Below are 25,380 nucleotides of genomic sequence, written 5' to 3'. Positions count from 1 at the left end.
TAGGCTCGCTCCTGATGCCGAAATCAGCTGCCCCTGCCAAGGACCGGTCCACCGTTCGGACCCTGCTGCGCCTCTGGCCGTACGTGCGCCCGGTCCGAACTCGCCTGATCACCGCGGCCTTTGTCGCGATCGTCGCCTCCTGTACGGGGCTCGTGTTCCCCCTCGTCCTGAAGTGGATGGTGGACGGCCCGGTGGCCGACCGGGACCCGACAGGAGTGTGGCTGGGGGCGCTGCTGCTGCTCCTGCTCGGCGTCACGGAGGCGCTGCTGTTCGGGCTGCGGCGGTGGCTGGTGGCGCGGCCCCTCGCGGGTGTCGAGGCGGCCATGCGGGCGGACCTCTTCCGCCATCTGCAGCGGCTGCCGGTGGCCTTCCACGACCGGTGGGCCTCGGGGCAGTTGCTGTCGCGCGGCACCACGGATCTGATGCTGCTCCGCATGTTCCTCGCCTTTCCGCTGACGTTCCTGCTGGTCAACGGGGCGACGATCCTGGTCGGCGTGATCATCCTGCTCGGTCAGGACTTCACGCTGGGGCTTGTGCTGCTGGCGCCCGTGGCGCCGATGGTGATCGTGCTCGCGTACTACGAGGGGCGGTACACCGCGGTGGCGCGGCGCGCCCAGGACCAGGTCGGCGACCTGACGACGGTCGTCGAGGAGAGCGTGCTCGGCATCCGCATCATCAAGGGCTTCGGACGCCACCGCAGCCAGGCGCGGGCGTTCCGCGAGCTGTCGGGCACGCTGCGCGGCACGGAGCTGGCCAAGGCCCGGATCCTCGCCGCGATCTACGCCGTGATCATGGCGCTGCCGGAGGCGGCGATCGGGGCGGCGCTGGTGCTCGGCACGGTGCGGGTCGCGGACGGCGGCCTGTCCACGGGCACGCTCGTCGCCTTCCTGTCGACGGCCCTGGCGCTGCGCTGGCCGGTGGAGTCGATCGGATTCCTGATCGCGATGAGCCAGGAGTCGGCGACGGCCACGGAGCGGTACTTCGAGGTGATGGACGCGGAGCCGGAGGACCCGTCGGTCACCGCCCCCGCCCCGGCCGCCGCCGTCCCCTCCCCCGCGCCGGGCGGGCGCGGCGCGGGCGCCGACGGACTGCGGTTCGACGGCGTCGAGTTCGCCTACCCCGACGCGCCGCCGGACGCCGCCCCGGTCCTCGCCCGCATCGACCTGCACGTGCGGCACGGCGAGACGATGGCGATCGTCGGCGCGACCGGCAGCGGCAAGACGACGCTCACCGCGCTCGTGCCGCGTCTGCACGAGCCGACCGGCGGCCGCATCACGCTGGACGGCGCGGACATCACGGCGATGGACCGCGAGCACCTGCGCACGCTGGTGGCCGTCGCCTTCGAGGAGCCGACGCTGTTCTCGGCGACCGTCGGGGAGAACGTCCTGATGGGCGCGGAGCAGGGCGCGGGCGACGCCGAGCTGCGGCGCGCGCTCGACGTGGCGCAGGCCGACTTCGCGCACGCGCTGCCGCAGGGCACCGGCACCCAGGTCGGCGAGCAGGGCCTGAGCCTGTCCGGCGGCCAGCGCCAGCGGCTCGCGCTGGCCCGCGCGGTGGTGGGCCGCCCCCGCTTCCTGGTCCTGGACGACCCGCTGTCCGCGCTCGACGTCCACACGGAAGCGCTGGTGGAGGCCGCCCTGCGGCGGGTCCTCGCGGACACGACCGCGCTGATCGTCGCCCACCGCCCCTCCACCGTGCTGCTCGCCGACCGGGTCGCCCTGCTGTCCGGCGGGCGGATCACCGCCGTCGGCACGCACCAGGAACTCCTGCGGGACGACGCGGAGTACGCCTGGCTGATGTCGGGCGCCGAGGGCCCCGCCCCGGACGAGGGCCCCGGCACGGACACCGGCACCACCCAATCCAGCACCCGGAAGACCCACCCCCGTCCCGCCGAGGAGGCTGCCCGATGAGTTCGTCGACCTCCGTGCGCGAGAAGTCCGCCGGCCCCGAAGAGCCCGACCTGCCCGAGGATCCGTCCGGCGCCCCGGGCGACCCCTTCGACAAGGACGAACTGCCCGCTCCCCCGGGCGCCACCCGCGCCCTGCTGCGCTCGCTGCTCTCCCCGCTGCGCGGCCGCGTCACGCTCGCCACCGTGCTGCTCCTCGTCCAGCAGGCCGTCGTGCAGGCGGGGCCGCTGCTCGTCGCGTACGCCATCGACCGGGGCGTGCCCGCCGTGCGCGCCGACGACTACGGCCCGCTGATCGCCGTCGGCATCGCCTACCTGGGCTGCGCGGCGGCCTCGGGCGCCCTGCAGTACGCGTTCATCGTCGCCTCCGCCCGTGTCAACCAGGACGTGCTGCTCGACCTGCGCGGCCGCATCTTCCGGCACGCGCAGGCGCTCAGCGTCGACTTCCACGAGCGGTACACCTCCGGGCGGCTCATCTCCCGCTCCACCACCGACGTCGAGTCGCTGCGCGAACTGCTCAGCGAGGGGCTGCAGGAACTGATCACCGTCCTGCTGTCGTTCGTCTACATCTCGGTGATGCTGCTCTGGCTCGACCTGGGCCTCGGCGCGGTGGCGGTGGTCTCGTTCGTGCCGCTCTACCTGCTCATCCGGCTGTACCAGCGGCGCGCGGGCCGGATGTTCCGCGAGCGGTCGACCGCCATCGCCGCCGTCATCGTGAAGTTCGCCGAGACCATGAACGGCATCCGCCCGGTGCGGGCGTTCCGCAGGGAGCGGCCCAACGACGCGGAGTTCGCCGCGCTCAACCGCCGGCACGAGCGGACCAACGGCGACGCGATGCTGGAGATGGCCCGCTATGTGGTCGGCTCCCGGCTCGTCGCCAACACCGCCGTCGCCGGCATCGTGCTGTGGGGCGCCCACCGGGTCGCGGACGGCGGGCTCGCGCTCGGCGTGCTGGCCGCCGCCGTGCTCTACCTGCGGCGGCTGTACGACCCGATCGACCGGCTCGGCATGTTCCTCAACTCCTACCAGTCGGCGGCCGCGTCCCTGGAGAAGATCGCCGGACTGCTCGCCCAGACCCCGACCGTGCCCGAGCCCGCCGCGTCCGACACCCGCCCGCTGCCCGCCCTGGAGTCGGCGCACCCGGGCCGCGAGGTGCGCTTCGACGGGGTGCGGTTCGCCTACCGCACCGGCGGCGAGGTGCTGCCCCGCTTCGACCTGACGCTGCCCGCCGGGCAGACCGTCGCGGTGGTCGGCTCCACCGGCGCGGGCAAGTCGACGCTGGCCAAGCTGCTCGCCCGCTTCTACGACCCGACGGAGGGCGGCGTCCTCCTCGACGGCGTGGACCTGCGGGAGCTGACGGGGGCCGAACTGCGGCGCGGGGTCGTGATGGTGACCCAGGAGGCGTTCCTGTTCTCCGGCACCGTCGCGGAGAACATCGCGATCGGCAGGCCCGACGCCACCCGCGAGGACATCGAGCGGGCGGCGCAGGCCATCGGCGCCCACGACTTCATCGCCTCGCTGCCCGACGGCTACGACACCGACGTGCGCAAGCGCGGCGGCCGGATCTCCGCGGGCCAGCGGCAGCTGGTGGCCTTCGCGCGGGCGCTGCTCGCCGACCCCGCGGTGCTCATCCTCGACGAGGCGACCAGCTCGCTGGACATCCCGGGCGAGCGGGCGGTGCAGCGCGCCATGGACACGGTGCTGCGGGGCCGTACGGCCGTGGTCATCGCCCACCGGCTGTCCACCGTGGAGATCGCCGACCGGGTGCTCGTCATGGAGCACGGCCGGATCGTGGAGGACGGCAGCCCGGCCGAACTGATCGCGAGCACCGGCTCGTTCGCCGATCTGCACCGGGCCTGGCGGGAGAGCGTGGTGAGCTGACGGGACTCCGTACGGATCCCTGGCGCGGGCGCCTCGGGCGGTCCGGTGCGGGGCCGGTGAGGCGACCCCGTGCCGGACCGCCCCTGGAGAATTGCTGGAGCAGAGGGGCGTCTTCCTCTGTCTCCCCCGATCCCCGCTCCCGCGCCGGACGATCCCCGCGCGATCCGGCGCCCGCCCCATCAGCCTCACGTCCCCCTCCCAACACTCCCGCCCCACACGTCACTTACGTCCCATCCGTCACAGGACTGGACCACCGGCGAAAAACAGCCACGCCCCGCCGATCACGGTGACGCGTGCGACTTTCGAACAGGGCCCCGCACGGCCCCGCCGCGAGCCCGCGGCGGGCCGCGCCGGGCGCCTCCCGGGCACCCGTGCCACAAGCCCGCGCAGGCCAACCGCCCGTTCTCCGGCGTCCGCACGCCCGGCCCCCGGGCCCGACTCCGCATACCGAACGCGCGCCACCGGCCAACGGACTGAATCCGGCCAACTACTGATGCGCACCTGACAACAGCGGTCCTCCGGTGCCACTCTTCCCCTCGACCGCCGCACGGCTTTCAACAACGCAGCGGTTTCTCTCACGTAATGCCTGTGCAATGCCTGTGCAAAGCCTTGTGTGCACCGCCCAGTTCTGCGTTCCGCCTTGCTCTGCCCGGACGGCGATCCAGCCGTCCGGTAGCTCTGGCCGCGCACCCCCGCGGCCGCGCAGAAGGAGTCCGTGTTGAGAAGCACCTCCCACAGACACACCTCCCGTCGTTCGGTCCGCACGCGTGCGACCGCCGCCGGTGCCCTCTCCGCCGTCGCCGCTCTCCTGGCCGTAGCCGTCCAGGCGGGACCCGCCTCGGCCGACCCGAGCCCCGCGCCGGCCCCCCAGGCCCAGAAGCTCGGGAAGGTCGACACCGGCGCCCTGGCCGCCAAGCTCTCCCCCGCCCAGCGTGCGGAGCTCCTGCGCGACGCCAACGCCACCAAGGCGGACACGGCCGACAAGATCGGCCTGGGCGCCAAGGAGAAGCTCGTCGTCCGTGACGTCACCAAGGACCGCGACGGCACGGTCCACACCCGCTACGAGCGCACCTACGACGGCCTGCCCGTCCTCGGCGGCGACCTGGTGGTCGACACCGCCGAGTCCGGCAAGACCGAGGGCGTCACCAAGGCCGCCAAGGCGCAGCTCAAGGGCGTCGACACGAGCGCCGACATCAAGGCGTCGGCCGCCGAGAAGCAGGCGCTCGGCGCCGCGAAGGCCGAGGGCTCCAAGAAGACCGACGCGAACCGGGCGCCGCGCAAGGTCGTGTGGCTGGCCGAGGGCAAGCCGGTCCTCGCGTACGAGACCGTGGTCGGCGGCCTGCAGCACGACGGCACCCCGAACGAGCTGCACGTCGTCACGGACGCCGCCACCGGCAAGAAGCTCTTCCAGTGGCAGGGCGTCGAGAACGGCACGGGCAACACGCAGTACAGCGGCCAGGTGACGGTCGGCTCGGTCCAGTCGGGCTCCACGTACAACCTGACCGACTCGGGCCGCGGCAACCACAAGACGTACAACCTGAACCGCGGCACCTCGGGCACCGGCACCCTCTTCTCGGGTCCGGACGACATCTGGGGCAACGGCCAGGCCGCCAACGCGGAGACCGCCGGCGCCGACGCCGCCTACGGGGCCCAGCTCACCTGGGACTACTACAAGAACGTGCACGGCCGCACCGGCATCCGCGGTGACGGCGTCGGCGCGTACTCCCGCGTCCACTACGGCAACAACTACGTCAACGCGTTCTGGCAGGACTCCTGCTTCTGCATGACGTACGGCGACGGCACGGGCAACGCCAAGCCGCTGACCTCCATCGACGTGGCGGCGCACGAGATGACGCACGGCGTCACCGCGGCGACCGGCAACATGACCTACAGCGGCGAGTCCGGCGGCCTGAACGAGGCCACCTCGGACATCTTCGCGGCGGCCGTGGAGTTCAACGCCAACAACGCCCAGGACAAGGGCGACTACCTCGTCGGCGAGAAGATCGACATCAACGGCAACGGCACCCCGCTGCGCTACATGGACAAGCCGAGCAAGGACGGCGCGTCCAAGGACTCCTGGTACTCGGGGATCGGCAACGTCGACGTGCACTACTCGTCGGGTGTCGCCAACCACTTCTACTACCTGCTGAGCGAGGGCAGCGGCAAGAAGGAGATCAACGGCGTCCAGTACGACTCGCCGACCTCCGACGGTCTGCCGGTGACCGGCATCGGCCGGGACAAGGCGTCGCTGATCTGGTTCAAGGCGCTCACCACGAAGTTCACCACCACCACCAACTACGCGGCGGCCCGCACCGGGACGCTCGCGGCGGCCGGTGAGCTGTACGGCACCACCAGTGCCGAGTACACGGCCGTGGCGAACGCCTGGGCCGCGGTGAACGTCGGCAGCCGTCCGGGCGGCGAGCAGCCCGGCACCGACTACGAGAACACCACGGACGTCGCCATTCCCGACCGGGGCGCCGCGGTGACCTCGACGGTGAACGTCACCGGTCGCACCGGCAACGCGCCGAGCGCGCTCAAGGTCGGCGTGGACATCGTGCACACCTGGCGCGGTGACCTGAAGGTCGACCTGCTGGCCCCCGACGGGACGGTCTACCCGCTGAAGGCGTCCAGCGCCTCGGACTCCGCGGACAACGTCAAGGAGACCTACACGGTCAACGCGTCCTCCGAGGTGGCCAACGGCGCCTGGAAGCTGCGCGTCCAGGACGTGGCGGCGCAGGACACCGGCTACATCAACAGCTGGAAGCTGACCTTCCCGTAAACCGCAGCACCGCATCCGGCCCCGCCCAGGGGCCGGGTGCCCGGCCCGTGAGGGCCTGACTCCGGCCCCTGCACGGGCCGGCCTGCACGGCGCCGCCCCGGGTGAATCAACTCCCCGGGGCGGCGCGTTCGTTCGTGCCCGCGGCCTTTCATGTCCTGTTCGCATTACGTATGTTGACCATCGCTCAACGGACGATTTTTGGCCAACATCAAGCCAGGGGCTGACATGTACCTGGCTCGAATGACACTCTTCCCTCGCACCACACAAGAACCACACCCGCACCGCATCTTTCATGCCCGGGTAGTCCCCCATGCCACCTGGGCCCCCCACAGAAGGAGCCTGCGTGACCCCCCACATATCCCGTAAGCGTTCGACGCTGGCCATCGCCACCGCTGTCGCCGCCGGAGCGCTGCTCACCGCCGGACTGACCACCGGCGCCTCCGCACAGCCCGTCACGCCGTCCGGCGCCCCCACCGCCCTCTCGGCGACGGCCCGCGCGGACCTCCTGCAGGACGCGAACGCCGACAAGGCCGCCACCGCCGACAAGATCGGCCTGGGCGCCAAGGAGAAGCTCGTCGTCCGCGACGTCGTCAAGGACCGCGACGGCACCACGCACACCCGCTACGAGCGCACCTACGACGGCCTGCCCGTCCTCGGCGGCGACCTCGTCGTGCACACGGCCAGGAGCGGAAAGCTGAAGGGCGTCACCAAGGCCGCCGAGGCCACCGTGAAGGTCGCCACCACCGACGCCCGGCTCGGCAAGGACTCGGTCGCCAAGTCCGCCGAGTCCGCGGCGGCCAAGGTGAAGACCGCCAAGGCCGACGCGCAGGCGCCGCGCAAGGTCATCTGGGCCGCGTCCGGCAAGCCCGTCCTCGCCTTCGAGACCGTCGTGACCGGTGTGCAGAAGGACGGCACGCCGAGCAGACTGCACGTGATCACGGACGCCGCGACCGGCAAGAAGCTGTACCAGTACCAGGCCATCGAGAACGGCACGGGCACCAGCCAGTACAGCGGCAAGGTCGAGCTGGGCACCAAGAAGGGCTCCAGCGGCTTCGAGCTGACCGACGACTCGCGCGGCGGCCACAGCACGTACGACCTGAACCACAGCCAGAGCGGTGACGGCAAGCTCGTCACGGACGACGACGACGCGTGGGGCACCGGCAAGCCGGACGACGCGCAGACCGCCGCCGTCGACGCCGCCTACGGCGCCCAGCTCACCTGGGACTACTACAAGTCCGTGCACGGCCGCAGCGGCATCAACGGCGACGGCAAGGGCGCGACCTCGCGGGTCCACTACGGCAACGGCTACGTCAACGCGTTCTGGGACGACAGCTGCTTCTGCATGACGTACGGCGACGGCGAGGGCGACAAGAAGCCGCTCACCTCGATCGACGTCGCGGCCCACGAGATGTCGCACGGCGTCACCTCGGCGACCGGCAACATGGAGTACAGCGGCGAGTCCGGCGGCCTGAACGAGGCCACCTCGGACATCTTCGCGGCGGGCGTCGAGTTCAACGCCAAGAACGCCGAGGACGTCGGCGACTACCTCGTCGGCGAGAAGATCGACATCAACGGCGACGGCTCCCCGCTGCGCTACATGGACAAGCCCTCCAAGGACGGCCAGTCCCTGGACAGCTGGAGCGAGGACGCGGGCAACGTCGACGTCCACTACTCCTCGGGCATCGCCAACCACTTCTTCTACCTGCTGTCCGAGGGCAGCGGCGCGAAGGAGATCAACGGCGTCAAGTACGACTCCCCGACCGCCGACGGCTCCAAGGTCGAGGGCATCGGCCGCGACAAGGCCGAGAAGATCTGGTTCAAGGCCCTGACGACGTACTTCACGTCCACCACGGACTACAAGGCGGCCCGCGAGGGCACCCTGAAGGCCGCGACGGACCTGTACGGCGCGGACTCGGCCGAGGCCAAGGGCGTGGCCGCGGCCTGGACCGGCGTCAACGTCAAGTAACCCCACCGCACCACCGGTTCCCCGCGCCCCCGCAAAGGGGGCGCGGGGAACCGCGCGTCCGGCCACCGCCGCGCCGCGCGGGACGTCACCGCATCAGCACCCCCGCCTCCTCCCCCGTGCCCTCCGGGGGAAGCGCGACGAGCCCCAGCTCCACCCCGCTCCGCAGCAGCCGGTGCGCCGGAAGAATCCGCACCGTGTAGCCGAAGGGCCCCGTCCGGTCCAGCGCGAGCGGCCCCTCGTACACGAGCCGTCCCTCCTGGTCCGGCCCGGCCGCGGGCTTCAGCGGCACAACGGACGCCTCGCCCAGGTGGTCCTCGGGATCCACCCGCCCCGCGAGCACCTGGACCTCGACGTCGTCCGGCGTCAGCTCCCCCAGGTGCACCCGCACCCGCAGCGCCAGCGTCGCCCCCAGCTCGGCCGTCGCGCCGGTCGCCGACGCCTCGACGTGGTCGACGGCCACCCGCGGCCAGGCCCCCCGCACCCGCGCCTTCCACGCGGCGAGCTCCCCCGCGGCCGTGACGTCCAGCGCCCGGTGCGCGCGGGCGGCGGGAACGTACAGCTTCTCCACGTACTCGCGGACCATGCGCCCCGCGAGGACCTTCGGGCCCAGCCGCGTCAGGGTCCTGCGGACCATCTCGATCCAGCGGTCGGGCAGCCCGCCGGGCCCCCGCTCGTAGAAGCGCGGCGCGATCCGCCGCTCCAGGAGGTCGTAGAGCGCGGCGGCCTCCAGGTCGTCCCGCCGGTCGTCGTCGGTGGCCGCGCCGTCCGCCGTGGGGATGGCCCAGCCGAAGTCCGGCTCGAACCACTCGTCCCACCAGCCGTCCAGGACCGACAGGTTGAGGCAGCCGTTCAGCGCGGCCTTCATGCCGGAGGTCCCGCACGCCTCCAGCGGCCGCAGCGGATTGTTCAGCCACACGTCGCAGCCCGGGTAGAGCTTCTGCGCCATCGCCATGCCGTAGTCCGGCAGGAACACGATGTGCCGGCGCACCCGCGGGTCGTCGGTGAAGCGGACCAGCTCCTGGATGAGCCGCTTGCCGCCGTCGTCCGCCGGGTGCGCCTTGCCCGCGACGACGATCTGCACGGGCCGTTCGGGGTGGCGCAGCAGCTCCATCAGCCGGTCGCGGTCGCGCAGCATCAGCGTGAGCCGCTTGTACGAGGGGACGCGGCGGGCGAAGCCGACGGTGAGGACGTCCGGGTCGAGCACCCCCTCGATCCAGCCCAACTCGGCCGTGGCCGCGCCGCGTTGCCGCCACGAGTCGTGCAGTCGGCGCCTGACCTCGTGGACCAGCTGCTCGCGCAGGGTGCGGCGCAGCTCCCAGATGTCGGCGTCCTGGATGTCGGCCACCGCGTCCCACCGGTCCGAGCCGCCGACGGACAGCGCGTCCTCGGTGCGCCGCCCGCCGATCTGCCGGGCGCCGAGCCGGAAGACCTCGGGAGCCACCCAGGTCGGGGCGTGCACCCCGTTGGTGACGGAGGTGATCGGCACCTCGGCGGCGTCGAAGCCCGGCCACAGTCCGGCGAACATCTCCCGGCTGACCGCGCCGTGCAGGGTGCTCACGCCGTTGGCGTGGCTGCCCAGGCGCAGGCCCATCACCGCCATGTTGAAGAGGTTGGGCTCGCCGCCCGGATAGGTCTCCATGCCCAGGCGCAGCACGTCCCCGGCGTCGATGCGGGGCAGCTCGGCGGCGGGTCCGAAGTGCCGGGCGACCATCTCGCGGTCGAACCGGTCGATGCCCGCGGGGACGGGCGTGTGGGTGGTGAAGACCGTGCCGGCCCGGACCGATTCCAGGGCCGTGTCGAAGTCGACGCCGTCCAGGGCGAGTTCGTGGATGCGTTCGAGGCCGAGGAAGCCCGCGTGGCCCTCGTTGGTGTGGAAGACCTCGGGCTCCGGATGGCCGGTCAGGCGGCAGTACGCGCGCACGGCACGGACGCCGCCGATGCCGAGGAGCATCTCCTGGAGCAGCCGGTGCTCGCTGCCGCCGCCGTAGAGCCGGTCGGTGACGTCCCGCTCGCCGGGGTCGTTCTCCTCCACGTCGGAGTCGAGCAGGAGCAGCGGCACGCGGCCGACCTGCGCCAGCCAGACGTGTGCCCGCAGCGCGCGCCCGCCGGGCAGGGCGAGGGCCACGATGGCGGGGTTGCCGTCGGCCTCGCGCAGCAGGGCGACGGGCAGCTCGTTCGGATCGAGGACGGGGTAGTGCTCCTGCTGCCAGGCGTCGTGGGACAGCGACTGGCGGAAGTAGCCGTGCCGGTAGAGCAGTCCGACGCCGACGAGCGGCGCGCCGAGGTCGCTCGCGGCCTTCAGGTGGTCCCCGGCGAGGATGCCGAGGCCGCCCGAGTACTGCGGCAGGGCCGCGGTGATGCCGAACTCCGGCGAGAAATAGGCGACGGCGCGCGGCAGATGGCCGTCGCGCCGGGTCTGCTCCTGGTACCAGCGCTCCCCGGTGACGTACTCCCGCAGTTCGTCGGCGGCCTCCCGCAGCCGGGTCAGGAACTCCGGGTCGCCGGCCAGGTCGGCGAGCCGCGCGGGCGGGACCTCGCCGAGGAGGCGCACGGGGTCGCGGCCGGAGGACTCCCACAGGCGTGGCTCGACGGACGCGAAGAGGTCACGGGTGCGCGGATGCCAGGACCAGCGCAGGTTGCGGGCCAACTCGGCCAGTGGACCGAGGGGTTCGGGAAGGACGGGGCGTACGGTGAATCGACGGATTGCCTTCACGGTCTCCACTTTCGTACGGCGTGTGCGAACTTCGTACGGCGTGCGTGTGCGTGTCGACGGCTCGCATCGACGGTAGCGGCGCCGTGCCCTGTGCAACCACGGCGCACGGGGTGCACATCGGCCGTTCCCCGGCCGGGTTCCGCCACCGGCGGCATCTGTCTGACCTGGTCACGTCAGTCGCTGTACTGTGCGACCTGCCACGGCACGACGGATGCGGCCGGCGGCCATGACGGCAACGGGGGTTGGCGGATGATCGGGCAGTTACGGGAGTCCTCTCCCCTGCGCATAGGTCCGTACGAGACGCTGGCGCGGCTCGGCGCGGGCGGCATGGGAGAGGTCTTCCTCGCCACGCCGGACCTGCGTGGGCCGGGCGGGGGCCACGAGCCGGGCACCGCCTACGACCCGGACGCGCTCGTCGCCGTGAAGGCGATCCGCACCGACCTCGCGGGCGACGACGGCTTCCGTGCCCGGTTCCGGCGCGAGATCTCCGTCGCGCAGTCCGTGGTGAGCCCCTGCGTGGCGCGCCTGGTGGCGGGCGACGCGGACGCGGCACAGCCGTGGCTCGCCACGGAGTACGTCGCGGGCCCCAACCTCGCCGAGACGGTGCGGCGGCACGGGCCGCTGCCCGTCGCCTCGGTCGCCGCGCTCGGCGCCGGGGTCGCCCGCGCGCTGGCCGCCGTGCACGCGGCGGGCGCCCTGCACCGCGACCTGAAGCCCGCGAACGTGCTGCTCGGCGCGGACGGGCCGCAGCTCATCGACTTCGGCGTGGCCCGGGCGCTCGGCGCGACCACCATGACGTCGACGGGCCTGCTGGTGGGCACGCCCGGCTTCATGTCCCCCGAGCACGTGGCGGGCGGCCGCCATGTGGTGGCCGCGTCCGACGTGTTCTGCCTGGCGTCCGTCCTCGCCTACGCGGCGTCCGGCGACGACCCGTTCGGGGACGGCCCGGTGGCGGCGGTGCTGTACCGGATCTCGCAGGCCCGGGCCCATCTGGACGAGGTGCCCGAGGAGTTGCGCGGGCTCCTCGCGGCCTGCCTGGCGCGGGAGCCCGCCGAGCGTCCGGACCCCGCCGAGGTGGCGGAGCGGCTGGTGGCGCTGCGGGCCGCGGGCGAGGAGCGGTCCGACAGCGGCACGCTCTCCGACGCCGGCTGGCCCGGCACCGTCATCGAGGACATCGCCGAAGTCCGCCGCCACACCGAGCAGTTGTGCGCCTCGGGCCGGCCGCTGCTGCCCCTGCCCCCGGCGCCGGAAGGCCCGCCCCGCCCGGCCGTGCGGCCGTCGGCGCATCCGCCGACCGCGCCGGGTCTGACCGCGCCCGGCCTCACGGCACCCGGCGCCGCGGCGTCCGCGCACGGCCTGCCCACCATGAGTTCCGCGCAGCCCGGGGCCGCGCCCCCGCCGCCCCGCCGTGGGCCGGGCCGCCGCGGCGCCGTCCTGACCGTGGTCGCCGTGGCCGTGGTGGGGGCCGTCGTCGGCGGGCTGCTCGCCCTGCGCGGGCCCGACTCCGGTACCGAGGCCGGTCCCGGCAAGGGCTCGGGCTCCGGCTCCGGCTCGGGCTCCGCCTCGGACGACGGCGGCGGCGGTGGCAGCGGCAGGAACGGGGGCGGCACCGGCGACGACGACGCCGCGGGCGGGTCCGCGAAGCCGCCCCTCTCCCCCGCCCGGCTGGTCGCCACCGCCGGGGTCACCAAGGCCGGGTCCGCCGACCGCAGCGGCCTGGTCCCGCAGTACGAGGAGCAGCGCCCCAAGGGCTGGAAGCCCTGGCGCGCCAGGTTCGGCCACTCCCCGATGAGCTGCGCGGCGGACACCGAGGCGGTCGTCTGCCTGCTGACCGACGGCACGTACGAAGCGCGCAGCGCCGTCGACGGGCACCGGCTGTGGACCTCGGACGGGCGCTCCGGCGAGGACAAGGGCGCGGGCGCGGAGGCGTACGTCGGGCCGACCGGCGCGTTCTTCATGCCGGGCGACGAGGTGGACCCCGAGGTGCGCGGCGGCACGGCGGTCATCGCGTACAAGGGGCGCGTGCAGGTCCGCGACTCGGCCAGCGGCGCGGTGCGGTGGTCGGCCGGCGCCCCGCCGGGCAAGAAGGTGACCTCGGCCCTGCTCACCGACGACCGTCTGATCCTCTCCTCGGAGGGGAGTTACCAGGACAGGGACGAGGCGGTGGGCGCCGTCGTCCAGGCGTTCCCGGTCGGGCGCGGCGGCAAGCCGCTGTGGACGTACGAGCTGAGCACCGAGTCCCTGTCCAAGGCCGAGCAGGGCGCCTACCGCGCCGCCCTCGTCCACCAGGGGCGGGTCTACGCCTACGCCCAGGGCGGCGTCGTCGCGATCGAGGTGAAGAACGGCGCCCGCGTCGACGCCTCCCGGGGCAAGGACCGCCGGTGCCGCTCCCTGATGGCCGACACGCGCGGCACCGCGAAGCCGGACGACGACCAGATCCTGTGCACCCATGTGCTCGGCAGCACCGGAGACCTGGACGACCCGACGGAGGACCCGCAGACCCGGGTGACCCGCATGGACCCGCGCACCCTGGCGGAGAAGGGAGCCTTCGGCTTCACGGCCCCGCCGGTCGGCGAGGACGGGTTCCCCGGCCTGGACATCGTGGTCAGCGCGGTCACGCCGGGCGCCGCCCTCGCGTACGACACGACGCGCGCGAAGCTGCTCGTGGCCGACCCGAAGAACGGCAGGATCGCCCGCCGGGAGTCGCTCTCCGTCGTCGAGTACCGCATCCCGCGGCCGGTGTCCTCCGGTGCGCTGGTCATCGGCGACCGCGCGCTGACCGCCGACAACTCCACCCTGCGCACGGTGCCGTTGACGGCGGCGGGCGAGGTCCGCTCGGTCCGGGTCCCGAGCGCTCCCGGCAACCGCACGCCCAAGCCGTCCGACGACACCGGCACGGTGATCGCCGAGCAGCCGAAGCCGCCGACGGTCCTGCCGCTGGGCGGGGTCGCGACGATCGTGTACGACCAGGGCACGGTCGTCTCGGTCGAGCTGCCCTCCTGACCACGGCCCGCCCGGGTGACCGCGACCGCCCGGGGCACGACCGGCTCCCGTCCCTTCCCTGCCCTTTGGAGGTTCCGTGCTCGACCCGCTGTCCGGACCGCCGCGGCACGTCGGCCCGTACCGGCTGCTCGCCCTGATCGGCACGGGCGGGATGGGCGAGGTCTATCTGGCCCGTGCGCCGGGGCCCGGCGCGCCGCTCGTCGCGGTCAAGACGGTCCGGCCCGACCTGGACGTCGACCGGGAGTTCCGGATCCGCTTCCGCCGGGAGATCGCGGCGGCGCGCGCGGTGTCGGGCCCCGGCACGGCGGCGCTGCTGGACGGGGACGCGGACACCGCCGTGCCGTGGCTGGCCACGGAGTACGTCGCCGGGCCCTCGCTCGCCGACGCGGTGCGCCGCTGCGGACCGCTGCCGGTCGGGGCGGTGCGCGCGCTCGGCGCGAGGCTCGCCCGCGCCCTGGCGTCGGTGCACGCCGCGCAGGTCCTGCACCGCGACCTCAAGCCGGGCAACGTGCTGCTCACGGCCGAGGGCCCCACGCTCATCGACTTCGGCATCGCGCAGGCCTTCGACGCGACGGCCCTGACGGCGGCCGGGATGGTGGTGGGCACGCCCGGCTTCATGGCGCCCGAGCAGATCGAGGGCGGCCACGCGGTGGTGCCCGCCTCGGACGTGTTCACGCTGGGCGCGGTGCTGTGCTTCGCGGCGACGGGCCGCGGCCCGTTCGACGACCAGGAACTGGCCTCGGTGATCTTCCGGATCACGCAGGGGGACGCGGACCTCTCGGCGGTTCCCGAGGACCTCCGCGAGGCCGTCGCGGCCTGCCTGAGCCCGTCACCGGGCGACCGCCCGACGGCGACGCAACTCGCGGAGCGGCTTGCGGCGGGGGTCGGGGCCGAAGCCGAGGCCGGGCGGAGTGTGGCGTGGCCCGTGTCCGTGCTCGCCCTCTTCGCCGAGTACCGGGAGGCCGTGGCGCGCTGCGAACGGGAGGCGGCGGAGCGCGCGTCGGCGGACGCCCCGACGGCCCCGGGCACCCGCGTCGCCCCGCGCCCGGCGGCACCGCCACCGCCCCTCGCCCCGCCCGTGGACCCCGGTCCGCGAGAGCCCCGGCAGTCGCAGCCGTCGTCGCGGCGCCGCGGCCGGTGGATCGCCGCCGCGGCGGCGGTGGCCGCGGTGGTGACCGTCGCGGCGGTGCTGATCCCCTCCCTTGGCGGGAGCGGCGGCGACGGGAACGCGGCGGGCGGGCGCCCGTCGGCCTCGGGGAGCGCCGGGGGCGCGGGCGGCCCGGGGGACTCCGGGAGCACGGGCGGCTCCGGCGGGAACGGCGGCTCCGGCGGCGGCCGGGGCTCCGGTTCCGGTTCCGGCGGCGCCCGGGGGCCGGGAGGCGCCGACCGGATCGTGACGGAGTACGGGAACGCCGACCGCTCCGGCGAGTTCGGCGCGGCGGCGACCGCCACGACCGCCCGCCCCAAGGGCTGGAAGCCCTGGTCGGTGCGGCGTCCCAAGGCGCTGGACGACCGGGGCAACGGCTGCGTGCTGGCCGCGGCACGGCTGGTGTGCCGGGACGGCAAGGGCGCGGCCACCGCCGTCGACGCGGCGACCGGCGCCCACCGCTGGACCTCCCGCGGCTTCCGGATCGCGGCCACCCCGCTCCAGGGCAACCAGGCGTTGCCGCCCGAGACCGACGGCGAGCGCGTGTTCGTCCCCAGCGAGCGGGGGGTCGTCGCGGTGGACCTCGCGTCGGGCGCCGAGCGCTGGCGCGCGCCGATGGCCCCGGACACGGCGGTGATGGGCCTGACGTACGCGGACGGGGTGGTGTACACCGCCGAGTTCGGGTTCTCCGACGAGGCGACGGGGCCGCACCGCGCCCACGTGCGCGCCCGGCGCGCGAAGGACGGCCGCGAGCTGTGGGCGTCGCCGCGGCTGCCCCACAAGGTGCAGGACGCGCTGCTGGTCAAGGGCGGCCGGGTGTACGCGTCGATCGAGGACAACGGCGTGCTCGCGCTCTCCGCGAAGACCGGCAGGATCGTCCGCCGCGCGCCCGACCAGCCCTGCTTCGGCCTCCTGGCGCACCGCTCCGCGATCCTGTGCTGGGAGCAGGGCACGCCCGGCATCCGCGAACTCGACCCGGCCACGCTCGCCCGGCGCCGCACGCTGGCCCCCGGCCTGGAGCCCGCGCTGCCCCCGGTCGTGGGCGAGGCCGACGTCCTGGTGGTGGTCAGCGGCGACACCGCGTCGGACGACCCCCTCGCGTTCGCCACGACCGGCTTCGACTGGCGCACCGGGAAGCGGCTGTGGCGCTACGGCGCCCCGCAGGACCCGGTGGCGGTGGCGCTCGCGGGCAAGCGGGTGATGATCCTCGGCCGGTACGACATGTGGGGCAGGTCCACGGGCAAGGACATCGACTCCTACCGCCAGAAGGACCTCCCCGAGCCGGACGGCGACACCCCCTACGACGAGCGGCAGCCCCTGGGCTTCCCGCTGTACGTGGGCGGCGTGCTCTTCAGCGCCTCGCTGGACGGCCGGATCCTCTCGGGCTACGCCCCCTGACCCCGTCCGGCCGCACGGGCCCCTCGCGCACCGGCGGTTTTCGGACCTCTGTCCGAGCGCCCCGCAGCGACGGCGGCACCTCACCCGCCACCGACCCCCGCCCGCACACCCGCCAGCGCCGCCAATCCCAACTCCCTTCCCCACAAGGGTTGTTGGGGATGCGCCACCGACGAACAAGGCCCCGGCGAAAAGCCGTAGGCATATGCGAGCGGGCCAACACCCCATAAGGCATATGCGAATTCGGTCCGGTCCCGCCATTCATGGCGGGGCCGGTCTTGCATGCGCCCTTACGCACAGGTAGTTAACAAAGCGCCGGATTGCGCACCCGAAGAGTGTGGGAAGGCTCCTGCGGTACGCACTTCGGCGCACAGGCCGGCACACCGCGGAACCCCTCCACACCCACGTATCCGTGCACGCGGACAGGAGCGGTCAGACATGCCTCTAGGCTCACCCCCGCCAGGCTCCCCCTCGCGGCCCACCATCCCCGTCCTGGACGTGCGACCGGCCGTCCAGCGGGGTCGAAAACCGGCGAAGGCGGTGCCAGGAGAAACGTTCCAGGTCACCGCGACGGTCTTCCGCGAAGGCCACGACGCGGTCGCCGCCGACGTCGTGCTGCGCGACCCCGAGGGGCGGCCGGGCCCCTGGACACCGATGCGCGAGCTCGCCCCCGGCACCGACCGGTGGGGCGCCGACATCACACCGGACACCGAGGGACGCTGGACGTACGCCGTCGAGGCGTGGAGCGACCCCGTCACGACCTGGCGCCACCACGCGCAGATCAAGATCCCGGCGGGCCAGGACACCGAACTGGTCCTGGAGGAGGGCGCCCGCCTGCACGAGCGCGCCGCCGACGGCGTCCCCCGCGCCGAGCGGGACGCCGTGCTCGCCGCGGTCGCCGCGCTGCGCGACCCGGCCCGCCCCCCGGCCGCCCGGCTCGCCGCCGCCCTCACCCCCGAGGTGTCGGCGACGCTCGCCCGTCACCCGCTGCGCGAACGCGTCACCTCCTCCGAGGAGATGCCGCTCCTGGTGGAACGGCACCGGGCCCTCTTCGGCTCCTGGTACGAGTTCTTCCCGCGCTCGGAGGGCGCGGTCGTCCGGCAGGGGGAGCCGCCCGTCCCGGGGACGTTCCGCACCGCGGCCGGGCGGCTGCCGGCCATCGCGGGAATGGGCTTCGACGTCGTCTACCTGCCGCCCGTCCACCCCATCGGCACCACCTTCCGCAAGGGCCCCGACAACTCCCTGTCCGTGGGGCCGCACGACGTCGGCGTGCCCTGGGCGATCGGCTCCCCCGAGGGCGGTCACGACGCCGTCCACCCCGACCTCGGCACGCTGGACGACTTCGACGCCTTCGTGCGCCGCGCGGGCGAACTCGGCCTGGAGGTCGCCCTCGACTTCGCGTTGCAGTGCTCGCCCGACCACCCGTGGGTGGAGAAGCACCCGGAGTGGTTCCACCGCAGGGCGGACGGCTCCATCGCGTACGCGGAGAATCCGCCGAAGAAGTACCAGGACATCTACCCGATCGCCTTCGAGCAGGACATGCCGGGGCTGATCGCGGAGACCGTGCGGCTGCTGCGCTTCTGGATGGACCACGGGGTGCGCGTGTTCCGCGTCGACAACCCGCACACCAAGCCCGTCGCGTTCTGGGAGCAGGTGCTCGCGGAGGTCAACGGGACCGACCCGGACGTCATCTTCCTCGCCGAGGCCTTCACCCGGCCCGCGATGATGCAGACCCTCGCGGCCATCGGCTTCCAGCAGTCCTACACGTACTTCACCTGGCGGAACGGAAAGGAGGAACTCACCGACTACCTCACCGAGTTGTCCCGCGAGACCGCGCATTTCCTGCGGCCCAACTTCTTCGTGAACACCCCGGACATCCTGCACGCCTATCTCCAGGAAGGCGGCCGTCCGGCATTCGAGGTGCGGGCCGTGCTCGCCGCCACGCTGTCCCCGACATGGGGCGTGTACAGCGGATTCGAATTGTGCGAGAACACGCCGCTGCGGCCCGGCAGCGAGGAGTACCTGCATTCCGAGAAGTACCAACTCAGACCGCGCGACTGGGAGTCCGCCGCGCGTGACGGCAGCACGATCGCGCCGCTCATCACCACCCTGAACCACATCCGGCGCGCCAACCCGGCGCTGCGGCAACTGCGCGACCTGCACTTCCACCGCACGGACCAGGAGTCGGTGATCGCCTACTCGAAGTCGGCCGTGGACGAGCACGGTTCGAACACGGTTCTGGTGGTCGCCAACCTCGACCCGCACCACACCCAGGAAGCGACGGTCTCGTTGGACATGCCGCGACTCGGCCTCCCCTGGCACGAGTCCGTGCCGGTGCGCGACGAGCTCACCGGCGAGACCTACCACTGGGGCAGGGCCAACTATGTGCGCCTCGAGCCGGGCCGCGCGCCCGCGCACGTCTTCCGCGTCCTGCGACCGTCCTCACCGTTGATCGGAGGGTCACCCACACCATGATCGTCAACGAGCCCGTCCAGGACACCTTCGAGGACACACCGGCCAAGGACCGCGACCCCGAGTGGTTCAAGCGCGCCGTCTTCTACGAGGTCCTCGTCCGCTCCTTCCAGGACAGCAACGGCGACGGCATCGGCGACCTCAAGGGCATCACCGCCAAGCTGGACTACCTCCAGTGGCTCGGCGTGGACTGCCTCTGGCTGCCGCCGTTCTTCAAGTCACCGCTGCGCGACGGCGGTTACGACGTCTCGGACTACACGGCGGTGCTGCCCGAGTTCGGCGACCTCGCCGACTTCGTGGAGTTCGTGGACTCCGCGCACCAGCGCGGCATGCGCGTGATCATCGACTTCGTGATGAACCACACCAGCGACCAGCACGAGTGGTTCCAGCAGTCCCGCAGCGACCCCGACGGGCCCTACGGCGACTACTACGTCTGGGCGGACGACGACAAGCAGTACCAGGACGCCCGGATCATCTTCGTCGACACCGAGGCGTCGAACTGGACCTTCGACCCGGTCCGCAAGCAGTACTACTGGCACCGCTTCTTCTCCCACCAGCCGGACCTCAACTTCGAGAACCCGGCCGTCCAGGAGGAGATCGTCTCGGCCCTGAAGTTCTGGCTCGACCTCGGCATCGACGGCTTCCGGCTGGACGCGGTGCCCTATCTGTACGCGGAGGAGGGCACCAACTGCGAGAACCTCCCCCGCACCCACGACCTGCTCAAACGCGTCCGCGCCGAGATCGACGCGCACTACCCGGACACGGTGCTGCTCGCCGAGGCCAACCAGTGGCCCGAGGACGTCGTCGACTACTTCGGCGACTTCCAGCAGGGCGGGGACGAGTGCCACATGGCGTTCCACTTCCCCGTCATGCCGCGCATCTTCATGGCCGTGCGCCGCGAGTCGCGCTACCCCGTCTCGGAGATCCTCGCCAAGACCCCGGCCATCCCGTCCGGCTGCCAGTGGGGCATCTTCCTGCGCAACCACGACGAGCTGACCCTGGAGATGGTCACCGACGAAGAGCGGGACTACATGTACGCGGAGTACGCCAAGGACCCGCGGATGCGCGCCAACATCGGCATCCGGCGCCGGCTCGCCCCGCTCCTGGACAACGACCGCAACCAGATCGAGCTGTTCACCGCGCTGCTGCTCTCCCTGCCCGGCTCGCCGATCCTCTACTACGGCGACGAGATCGGGATGGGCGACAACATCTGGCTGGGCGACCGCGACGCGGTCCGCACCCCCATGCAGTGGACGCCCGACCGCAACGCGGGCTTCTCGTCCAGCGACCCCGGCCGGCTCTCCCTGCCGACGATCATGGATCCGGTCTACGGGTACCAGGTCACGAACGTCGAGGCCGCGATGTCGTCCCCGTCGTCGCTGCTGCACTGGACGCGCCGGATGATCGAGATCCGCAAGCAGAACCCGGCCTTCGGGCTCGGCTCGTACACCGAACTGCCCTCGTCCAACCCGGCCGTGCTCGCCTTCCTGCGGGAGGCGCCGTCGACCGGCGAGGACACGGACGACCTGGTGCTGTGCGTGCACAACTTCTCGCGGTTCGCGCAGCCCACCGAACTGGACCTGCAGGCGTTCAGCGGACGCCACCCCGTGGAGCTGATCGGCGGGGTGCGCTTTCCGGCCATCGGCGAGCTGCCGTACCTCCTGACGCTGGCGGGACACGGGTTCTACTGGTTCCGGCTCCGCAAGGAACCGGCGTAGGCTCCGGCAGCGCGACGCACGAGACCCGTCGCCCGGGCGGAGCGGTTTCCGCCGCCCCGCCCTGGGCACTCCTACGCAACAGCCGGCACTCCCGGACGCACCACGGCACCCCCTCCACGCACCAACGGCACTCCCGCACCCCTGCCTTGTCCGCGACGCGGAAAGGACGCGACGCCATGTCGGAAGCCGCCACCCGCCCCAGTGCGCACGCCACCGCGCTGCTCGCCTCGCTCGACCCGTTGCTGCGCGAGTGGCTGCCGCGGCAGCGGTGGTTCGCCGGAAAGGGCCGCCCGATCAGCGCCCTGGAGGCGGTGACGGCGACCGAACTGCTGCCCCGCAACTCGCCGTCGGGACTGCTGCACGTCCTGCTGCGGGTCCGCCAGCCGATCGTGCCCGCACAGGGCGCGACGCTGGAGGGCGTCGCCGCCGAACGGCCCTCGGACTGCTACCAGTTGCTGCTCGGCGTGCGCCGCACCCTGCCGCCGCACCTGGCACCCGCCCTGATCGGCCACGTCACGTCGGGGCCGTTCGTGGGCCACACGGTGTACGACGCGCTGTACGACCCGCACCTGGCCGAACTGCTCCTGGAACGGCTGCGGATGCCGGGCCGGCACGGCGTGCTGCGCTTCGAGCGGGACATGGGCGTCGAGATACCCTCCGGGCTCACGCCCCGGATGCTCGCCGCCGAGCAGTCCAACTCCTCGCTCGTGTACGGCGACACGTTCATCCTCAAGCTGTTCCGCCGGGTCGTGCCCGGCATCAACCCCGACCTGGAGCTCCCCCTCGAACTCGCCCGCAAGGGCTGCTCCCGGGTGCCGGCGCCCGCCGCGTGGTTCCTCGCGGAGCTCGCCGACACCGACGACGAGACCTGCGGGCTCGGGCTGCTCCAGCCCTATCTGACGGGCGCCGAGGACGGCTGGGCGCTCGCCCTGGCCTCGCGCACCAAGGGCGAGGCGTTCACCGGCGAGGCGCGGGCGCTCGGCCGGGCCACGGCCGAGGTGCACGCGGCGCTCGCGGCCGCGCTGCCGACCGTCACCCTGGGCCGGGCGCAGGTGGAGCTGCTCGCCGACGGCATGGCGGAACGCCTCACCGCGGCCGCGCAGGCCGTCCCGGCGCTGCGCCCCTACGCCCCCGGTCTGCTCACCGCCTACGAGGCGCTCGCCGACCTGGGCGGCGAGAGCCAGTCGTGGACCGCCCAGCGCGTCCACGGCGACCTGCACCTGGGCCAGTGCCTGCGCGGCCCGGACGGCACGTGGTCGCTCATCGACTTCGAGGGCGAGCCCGCACGCCCGCTCGCCGAGCGCCGCCTGCCGCAGCCGACGGTCCGCGACGTGGCGGGCATGCTGCGCTCCTTCGACTACGCCGCGTCGCACGGCACCTGGGCGCCCGAGTGGGCCGCGGACTGCCGGGCCGCGTACTGCCTGGGGTACGCGGACGTCGCGGGCCAGGACCCGCGCACGGACCCCGTGCTGCTGCGCGCCCACGAGACGGACAAGGCGGTCTACGAGGTCCTCTACGAGGCCCGCCACCGCCCCGAATGGCTGGCGGTCCCGCTGGCCGCGGTCCGCCGTCTCGCCCAGGACGGCCCCGCCGACGACGCCCACTGACCATCCCCTCCGGAGGAGGCCTCCCCCGTGACCCCGCGCCCCCGCAAACCGTCCGACGACGACGCCCCGAGCACCCCGCCCACCCCGGCCGGCCCGGACGCGGCGGCCGGGCGGCCGCCCGAGGCGGCGAAGCAGCCCGCGAAGAAGGCGACGCCCAGGAAGCCGGCCAAGACAGCCAACACCGCCAGGCCCGCCAGGCCCGCGAAGACGGCCGAGTCGGCCGAGACCGCGAAGCCCGCCAAGACGACTACGGGCACCGAAGGCTCCGCGGGCGCGAAGAGTGCCGAGACCGTGCGGGCCGCACGGACCGAGCAGGGCGACCGGACCGCCCCGGCCGCCCGGAGCGCGAAGAAGACCACGAAGAAGACCACGAAGAAGGCGCCGAAGAAGGCCGCGAAGAAGACGACGGCGAAGACGACGGCGAAGACGACCGCGACGGCGAGGACGACGGCCGGACCCGCGGCGAAGGCGCCCGCGGCCGCCCGCACGGCCGTGAACGGCACCCGCACCACCCCTCCCGCCGCCCCGGCGGACTCCGCCCCCCGTGCCGTGACCGCCCCCGGCGCCACCCCGGCGCCGGTCACCGAGTCCCCCGTCCCCGAGGCCGACCGCGCCCGGCTCCTGGACGGCACCCACCACGACCCGCACGGCGTCCTGGGCGCCCACCCCGTCACCGGAGGCATAGCCTTCCGGGCCCTGCGCCCGTACGCCAGGGCCGTCGCCGTGGTCGCCGAGGACCTCCGCGCCGAACTGCGCGACGACGGCGACGGCTTCTTCTCCGCGGTGCTGCCGCTGCGGGCCGTCCCCGACGGCTACCGGCTGCACCTCACGTACGAGGAGTCCGAGCTGGAGATCCAGGACGCCTACTCCTTCCTGCCCTCGCTCGGCGAGTTCGACCTGCATCTGATCGGCGAGGGGCGGCACGAGCGGCTGTGGGACGCGCTCGGCGCGCGGCCGATGACGCACCAGGGCACCACCGGCACCCGCTTCACGGTGTGGGCGCCCAACGCGCGGGGCGTGCGGGTCGTGGGCGGCTTCAACTTCTGGGACGGGGTGGCCTTCCCGCTGCGCTCGCTCGGCGGCACCGGGGTCTGGGAGCTGTTCGTGCCGTCCGTCGGCGAGGGCGAGCTGTACAAGTTCGAGATCACCCGGCCCGACGGCTCCACCTCGCTGCGCGCCGACCCGCTCGCCCGCCGCACCGAGACGCCGCCCGCCAACTCCTCGGTGGTGCACGTCTCGCACCACGAGTGGCACGACGAGGAGTGGCTCGCGCACCGCGCCGACGTGCCGGTCCACGAGGCGCCCTTCTCGGTGTACGAGGTCCATCTCGCCTCGTGGCGGCCCGGCCTGACGTACCGCCAGCTCGCCGAGCAACTGCCGGCCTACGTCGCCGACCTGGGCTTCACGCACGTCGAGCTGATGCCCGTCGCCGAGCACCCCTTCGGCGGCTCCTGGGGCTACCAGGTCACCGGCTTCTACGCGCCGACCGCGCGCCTGGGCACCCCCGACGACTTCAAGTTCCTCGTCGACGCGCTGCACCGGGCCGGCATCGGCGTCCTGATGGACTGGGTGCCCGCGCACTTCCCGCGCGACGACTGGGCGCTCGCCGAGTTCGACGGCCGGCCGCTGTACGAGCACGAGGACCCGCTGCGCTCCGCGCACCCCGACTGGGGCACCCTGGAGTTCGACTACGGCCGCAAGGAGGTGCGCAACTTCCTGGTGGCCAACGCCTGTTACTGGTGCGAGGAGTTCCACATCGACGGCCTGCGGGTCGACGCGGTGGCCTCCATGCTCTACCTCGACTACTCCCGCGAGGACGGCCGGTGGACGCCGAACGCGCACGGCGGACGCGAGAACCTCGACGCCGTCGCCTTCCTCCAGGAGATGAACGCCACCGTCTACCGCCGCGCCCCCGGCGTCGTCACCATCGCCGAGGAGTCCACGGCCTGGGACGGCGTGACCCGGGCGACGCACCACCAGGGCCCCGGCGGCTTCGGCGGCCTCGGCTTCGGCCTGAAGTGGAACATGGGCTGGATGCACGACTCGCTCGACTACGTGACGAAGGAGCCGGTGCACCGCAAGTACCACCACAACGAGATGACGTTCTCGATGGTGTACGCCTACAGCGAGAACTACGTCCTGCCGATCTCGCACGACGAGGTCGTGCACGGAAAGCGGTCGCTGGTGTCGAAGATGCCGGGCGACTGGTGGCGGCAGCGGGCCGACCAGCGCGCCTACCTGGGCTTCATGTGGGCCCACCCGGGCAAGCAACTCCTCTTCATGGGGCAGGAGTTCGCCCAGGGCGCCGAATGGTCCGAGGGGCACGGCCCGGACTGGTGGCTGCTCGACCCGGCGTACGGCGCGGAGCCGGACCACCGGGGCGTGCGCGACCTGGTGCGCGACCTGAACACCGTCTACCGCCGCGAGCCCGCCCTGTGGCAGCGCGACACGGACCCCGGCGGCTTCGCCTGGGTGGACGGCGACGCAGCCGAGGACAACGTCTTCGCCTTCCTGCGCCTGGACGACCGGGGTTCGCCGCTGCTCGCCGTCTCGCACTTCTCCCCGGTCGTCCGGCACGGCTACCGGCTGGGCGTGCCGGACGAGTTCACCGCCTGGCAGGAGGTCCTGAACACCGACGGGACGCGCTACGGCGGCAGCGGCGTCGGCAACCCCGACCCGCTCAAGCCGGAGCCGACGCCGTCCCAGGGGCGCCCCGCGTCGCTGCGGCTGACCCTGCCGCCGCTGGCCACGCTCTGGCTGAGGCCCGTCTGAGCGGCGGCGGGCCGCCGGGCG

General features: G+C 73.2%; 11 protein-coding genes. 10 read left to right on the top strand and 1 reads right to left on the bottom strand.

Annotated features, from left to right (window positions below):
• Positions 1 to 14: 14 nt before the first annotated feature.
• From ACFYXE_RS05515 to ACFYXE_RS05500, 4 genes are all read left to right on the top strand, one after another.
• Positions 15 to 1,910, top strand: a complete 1,896-nt coding sequence (locus tag ACFYXE_RS05515) for an ABC transporter ATP-binding protein (RefSeq protein WP_389309054.1) — start codon at positions 15 to 17, stop codon at positions 1,908 to 1,910.
• On the top strand, positions 1,907 to 3,787 hold the full coding sequence (locus ACFYXE_RS05510; RefSeq protein ID WP_389309052.1) for an ABC transporter ATP-binding protein: 1,881 nt from the start codon (positions 1,907 to 1,909) through the stop codon (positions 3,785 to 3,787). The genes ACFYXE_RS05515 and ACFYXE_RS05510 overlap by 4 nt, the downstream gene beginning before the upstream one ends.
• Before the next feature lie 715 nt (positions 3,788 to 4,502).
• On the top strand, positions 4,503 to 6,566 hold the full coding sequence (locus ACFYXE_RS05505; protein ID WP_389309050.1) for a M4 family metallopeptidase: 2,064 nt from the start codon (positions 4,503 to 4,505) through the stop codon (positions 6,564 to 6,566).
• 343 nt (positions 6,567 to 6,909) lie between these two features.
• Positions 6,910 to 8,532 carry a M4 family metallopeptidase gene (locus ACFYXE_RS05500; protein WP_389309048.1) on the top strand — a complete coding sequence of 541 codons (1,623 nt, stop codon included), beginning with the start codon at positions 6,910 to 6,912 and terminating at the stop codon, positions 8,530 to 8,532.
• A gap of 85 nt (positions 8,533 to 8,617) precedes the next feature.
• Here the strand turns inward: ACFYXE_RS05500 and glgP are convergent, their stop codons facing one another.
• Entirely contained in the window at positions 8,618 to 11,245 is a 2,628-nt protein-coding gene (gene glgP, locus ACFYXE_RS05495; RefSeq protein WP_389309046.1) for an alpha-glucan family phosphorylase, read from the bottom strand.
• Positions 11,246 to 11,494: 249 nt separating this feature from the next.
• Here glgP and ACFYXE_RS05490 point away from each other — a divergent pair, with 249 nt between their 5' ends.
• The 6 genes from ACFYXE_RS05490 to glgB all read left to right on the top strand — a co-directional run bounded on the left by ACFYXE_RS05490 (position 11,495) and on the right by glgB (position 25,359).
• Positions 11,495 to 14,248 carry a protein kinase gene (locus ACFYXE_RS05490; protein ID WP_389309044.1) on the top strand — a complete coding sequence of 918 codons (2,754 nt, stop codon included), beginning with the start codon at positions 11,495 to 11,497 and terminating at the stop codon, positions 14,246 to 14,248.
• Positions 14,249 to 14,324: 76 nt separating this feature from the next.
• Complete coding sequence (locus ACFYXE_RS05485) at positions 14,325 to 16,793, top strand: protein kinase (protein WP_389309042.1); 2,469 nt, start codon at positions 14,325 to 14,327, stop codon at positions 16,791 to 16,793.
• A gap of 435 nt (positions 16,794 to 17,228) precedes the next feature.
• Positions 17,229 to 19,265, top strand: coding sequence for a maltotransferase domain-containing protein (locus tag ACFYXE_RS05480; RefSeq protein WP_389309040.1), 2,037 nt, complete (start codon positions 17,229 to 17,231; stop codon positions 19,263 to 19,265).
• Positions 19,262 to 20,980 (top strand): maltose alpha-D-glucosyltransferase, encoded by a 1,719-nt coding sequence (gene treS / locus ACFYXE_RS05475; RefSeq protein WP_389309038.1) that lies wholly within the window; start codon positions 19,262 to 19,264, stop codon positions 20,978 to 20,980. Before ACFYXE_RS05480 ends, treS begins: the two co-directional genes overlap by 4 nt.
• Positions 20,981 to 21,156: 176 nt before the next feature.
• Positions 21,157 to 22,587: a maltokinase gene (locus ACFYXE_RS05470; protein WP_389309036.1), complete on the top strand. Its 1,431-nt coding sequence runs from the start codon at positions 21,157 to 21,159 to the stop codon at positions 22,585 to 22,587.
• Positions 22,588 to 22,614: 27 nt separating this feature from the next.
• Entirely contained in the window at positions 22,615 to 25,359 is a 2,745-nt protein-coding gene (gene glgB, locus ACFYXE_RS05465; protein WP_389309034.1) for a 1,4-alpha-glucan branching enzyme, read from the top strand.
• Positions 25,360 to 25,380 lie beyond the last annotated feature (21 nt).

The sequence above is a fragment of the Streptomyces sp. NPDC002564 genome, from assembly GCF_042889645.1.
Classification (GTDB): Bacteria; Actinomycetota; Actinomycetes; order Streptomycetales; family Streptomycetaceae; genus Streptomyces.
Note: the sequence above shows the minus strand (reverse complement) of the source record. Positions and strands in the feature narration are given on the sequence as shown.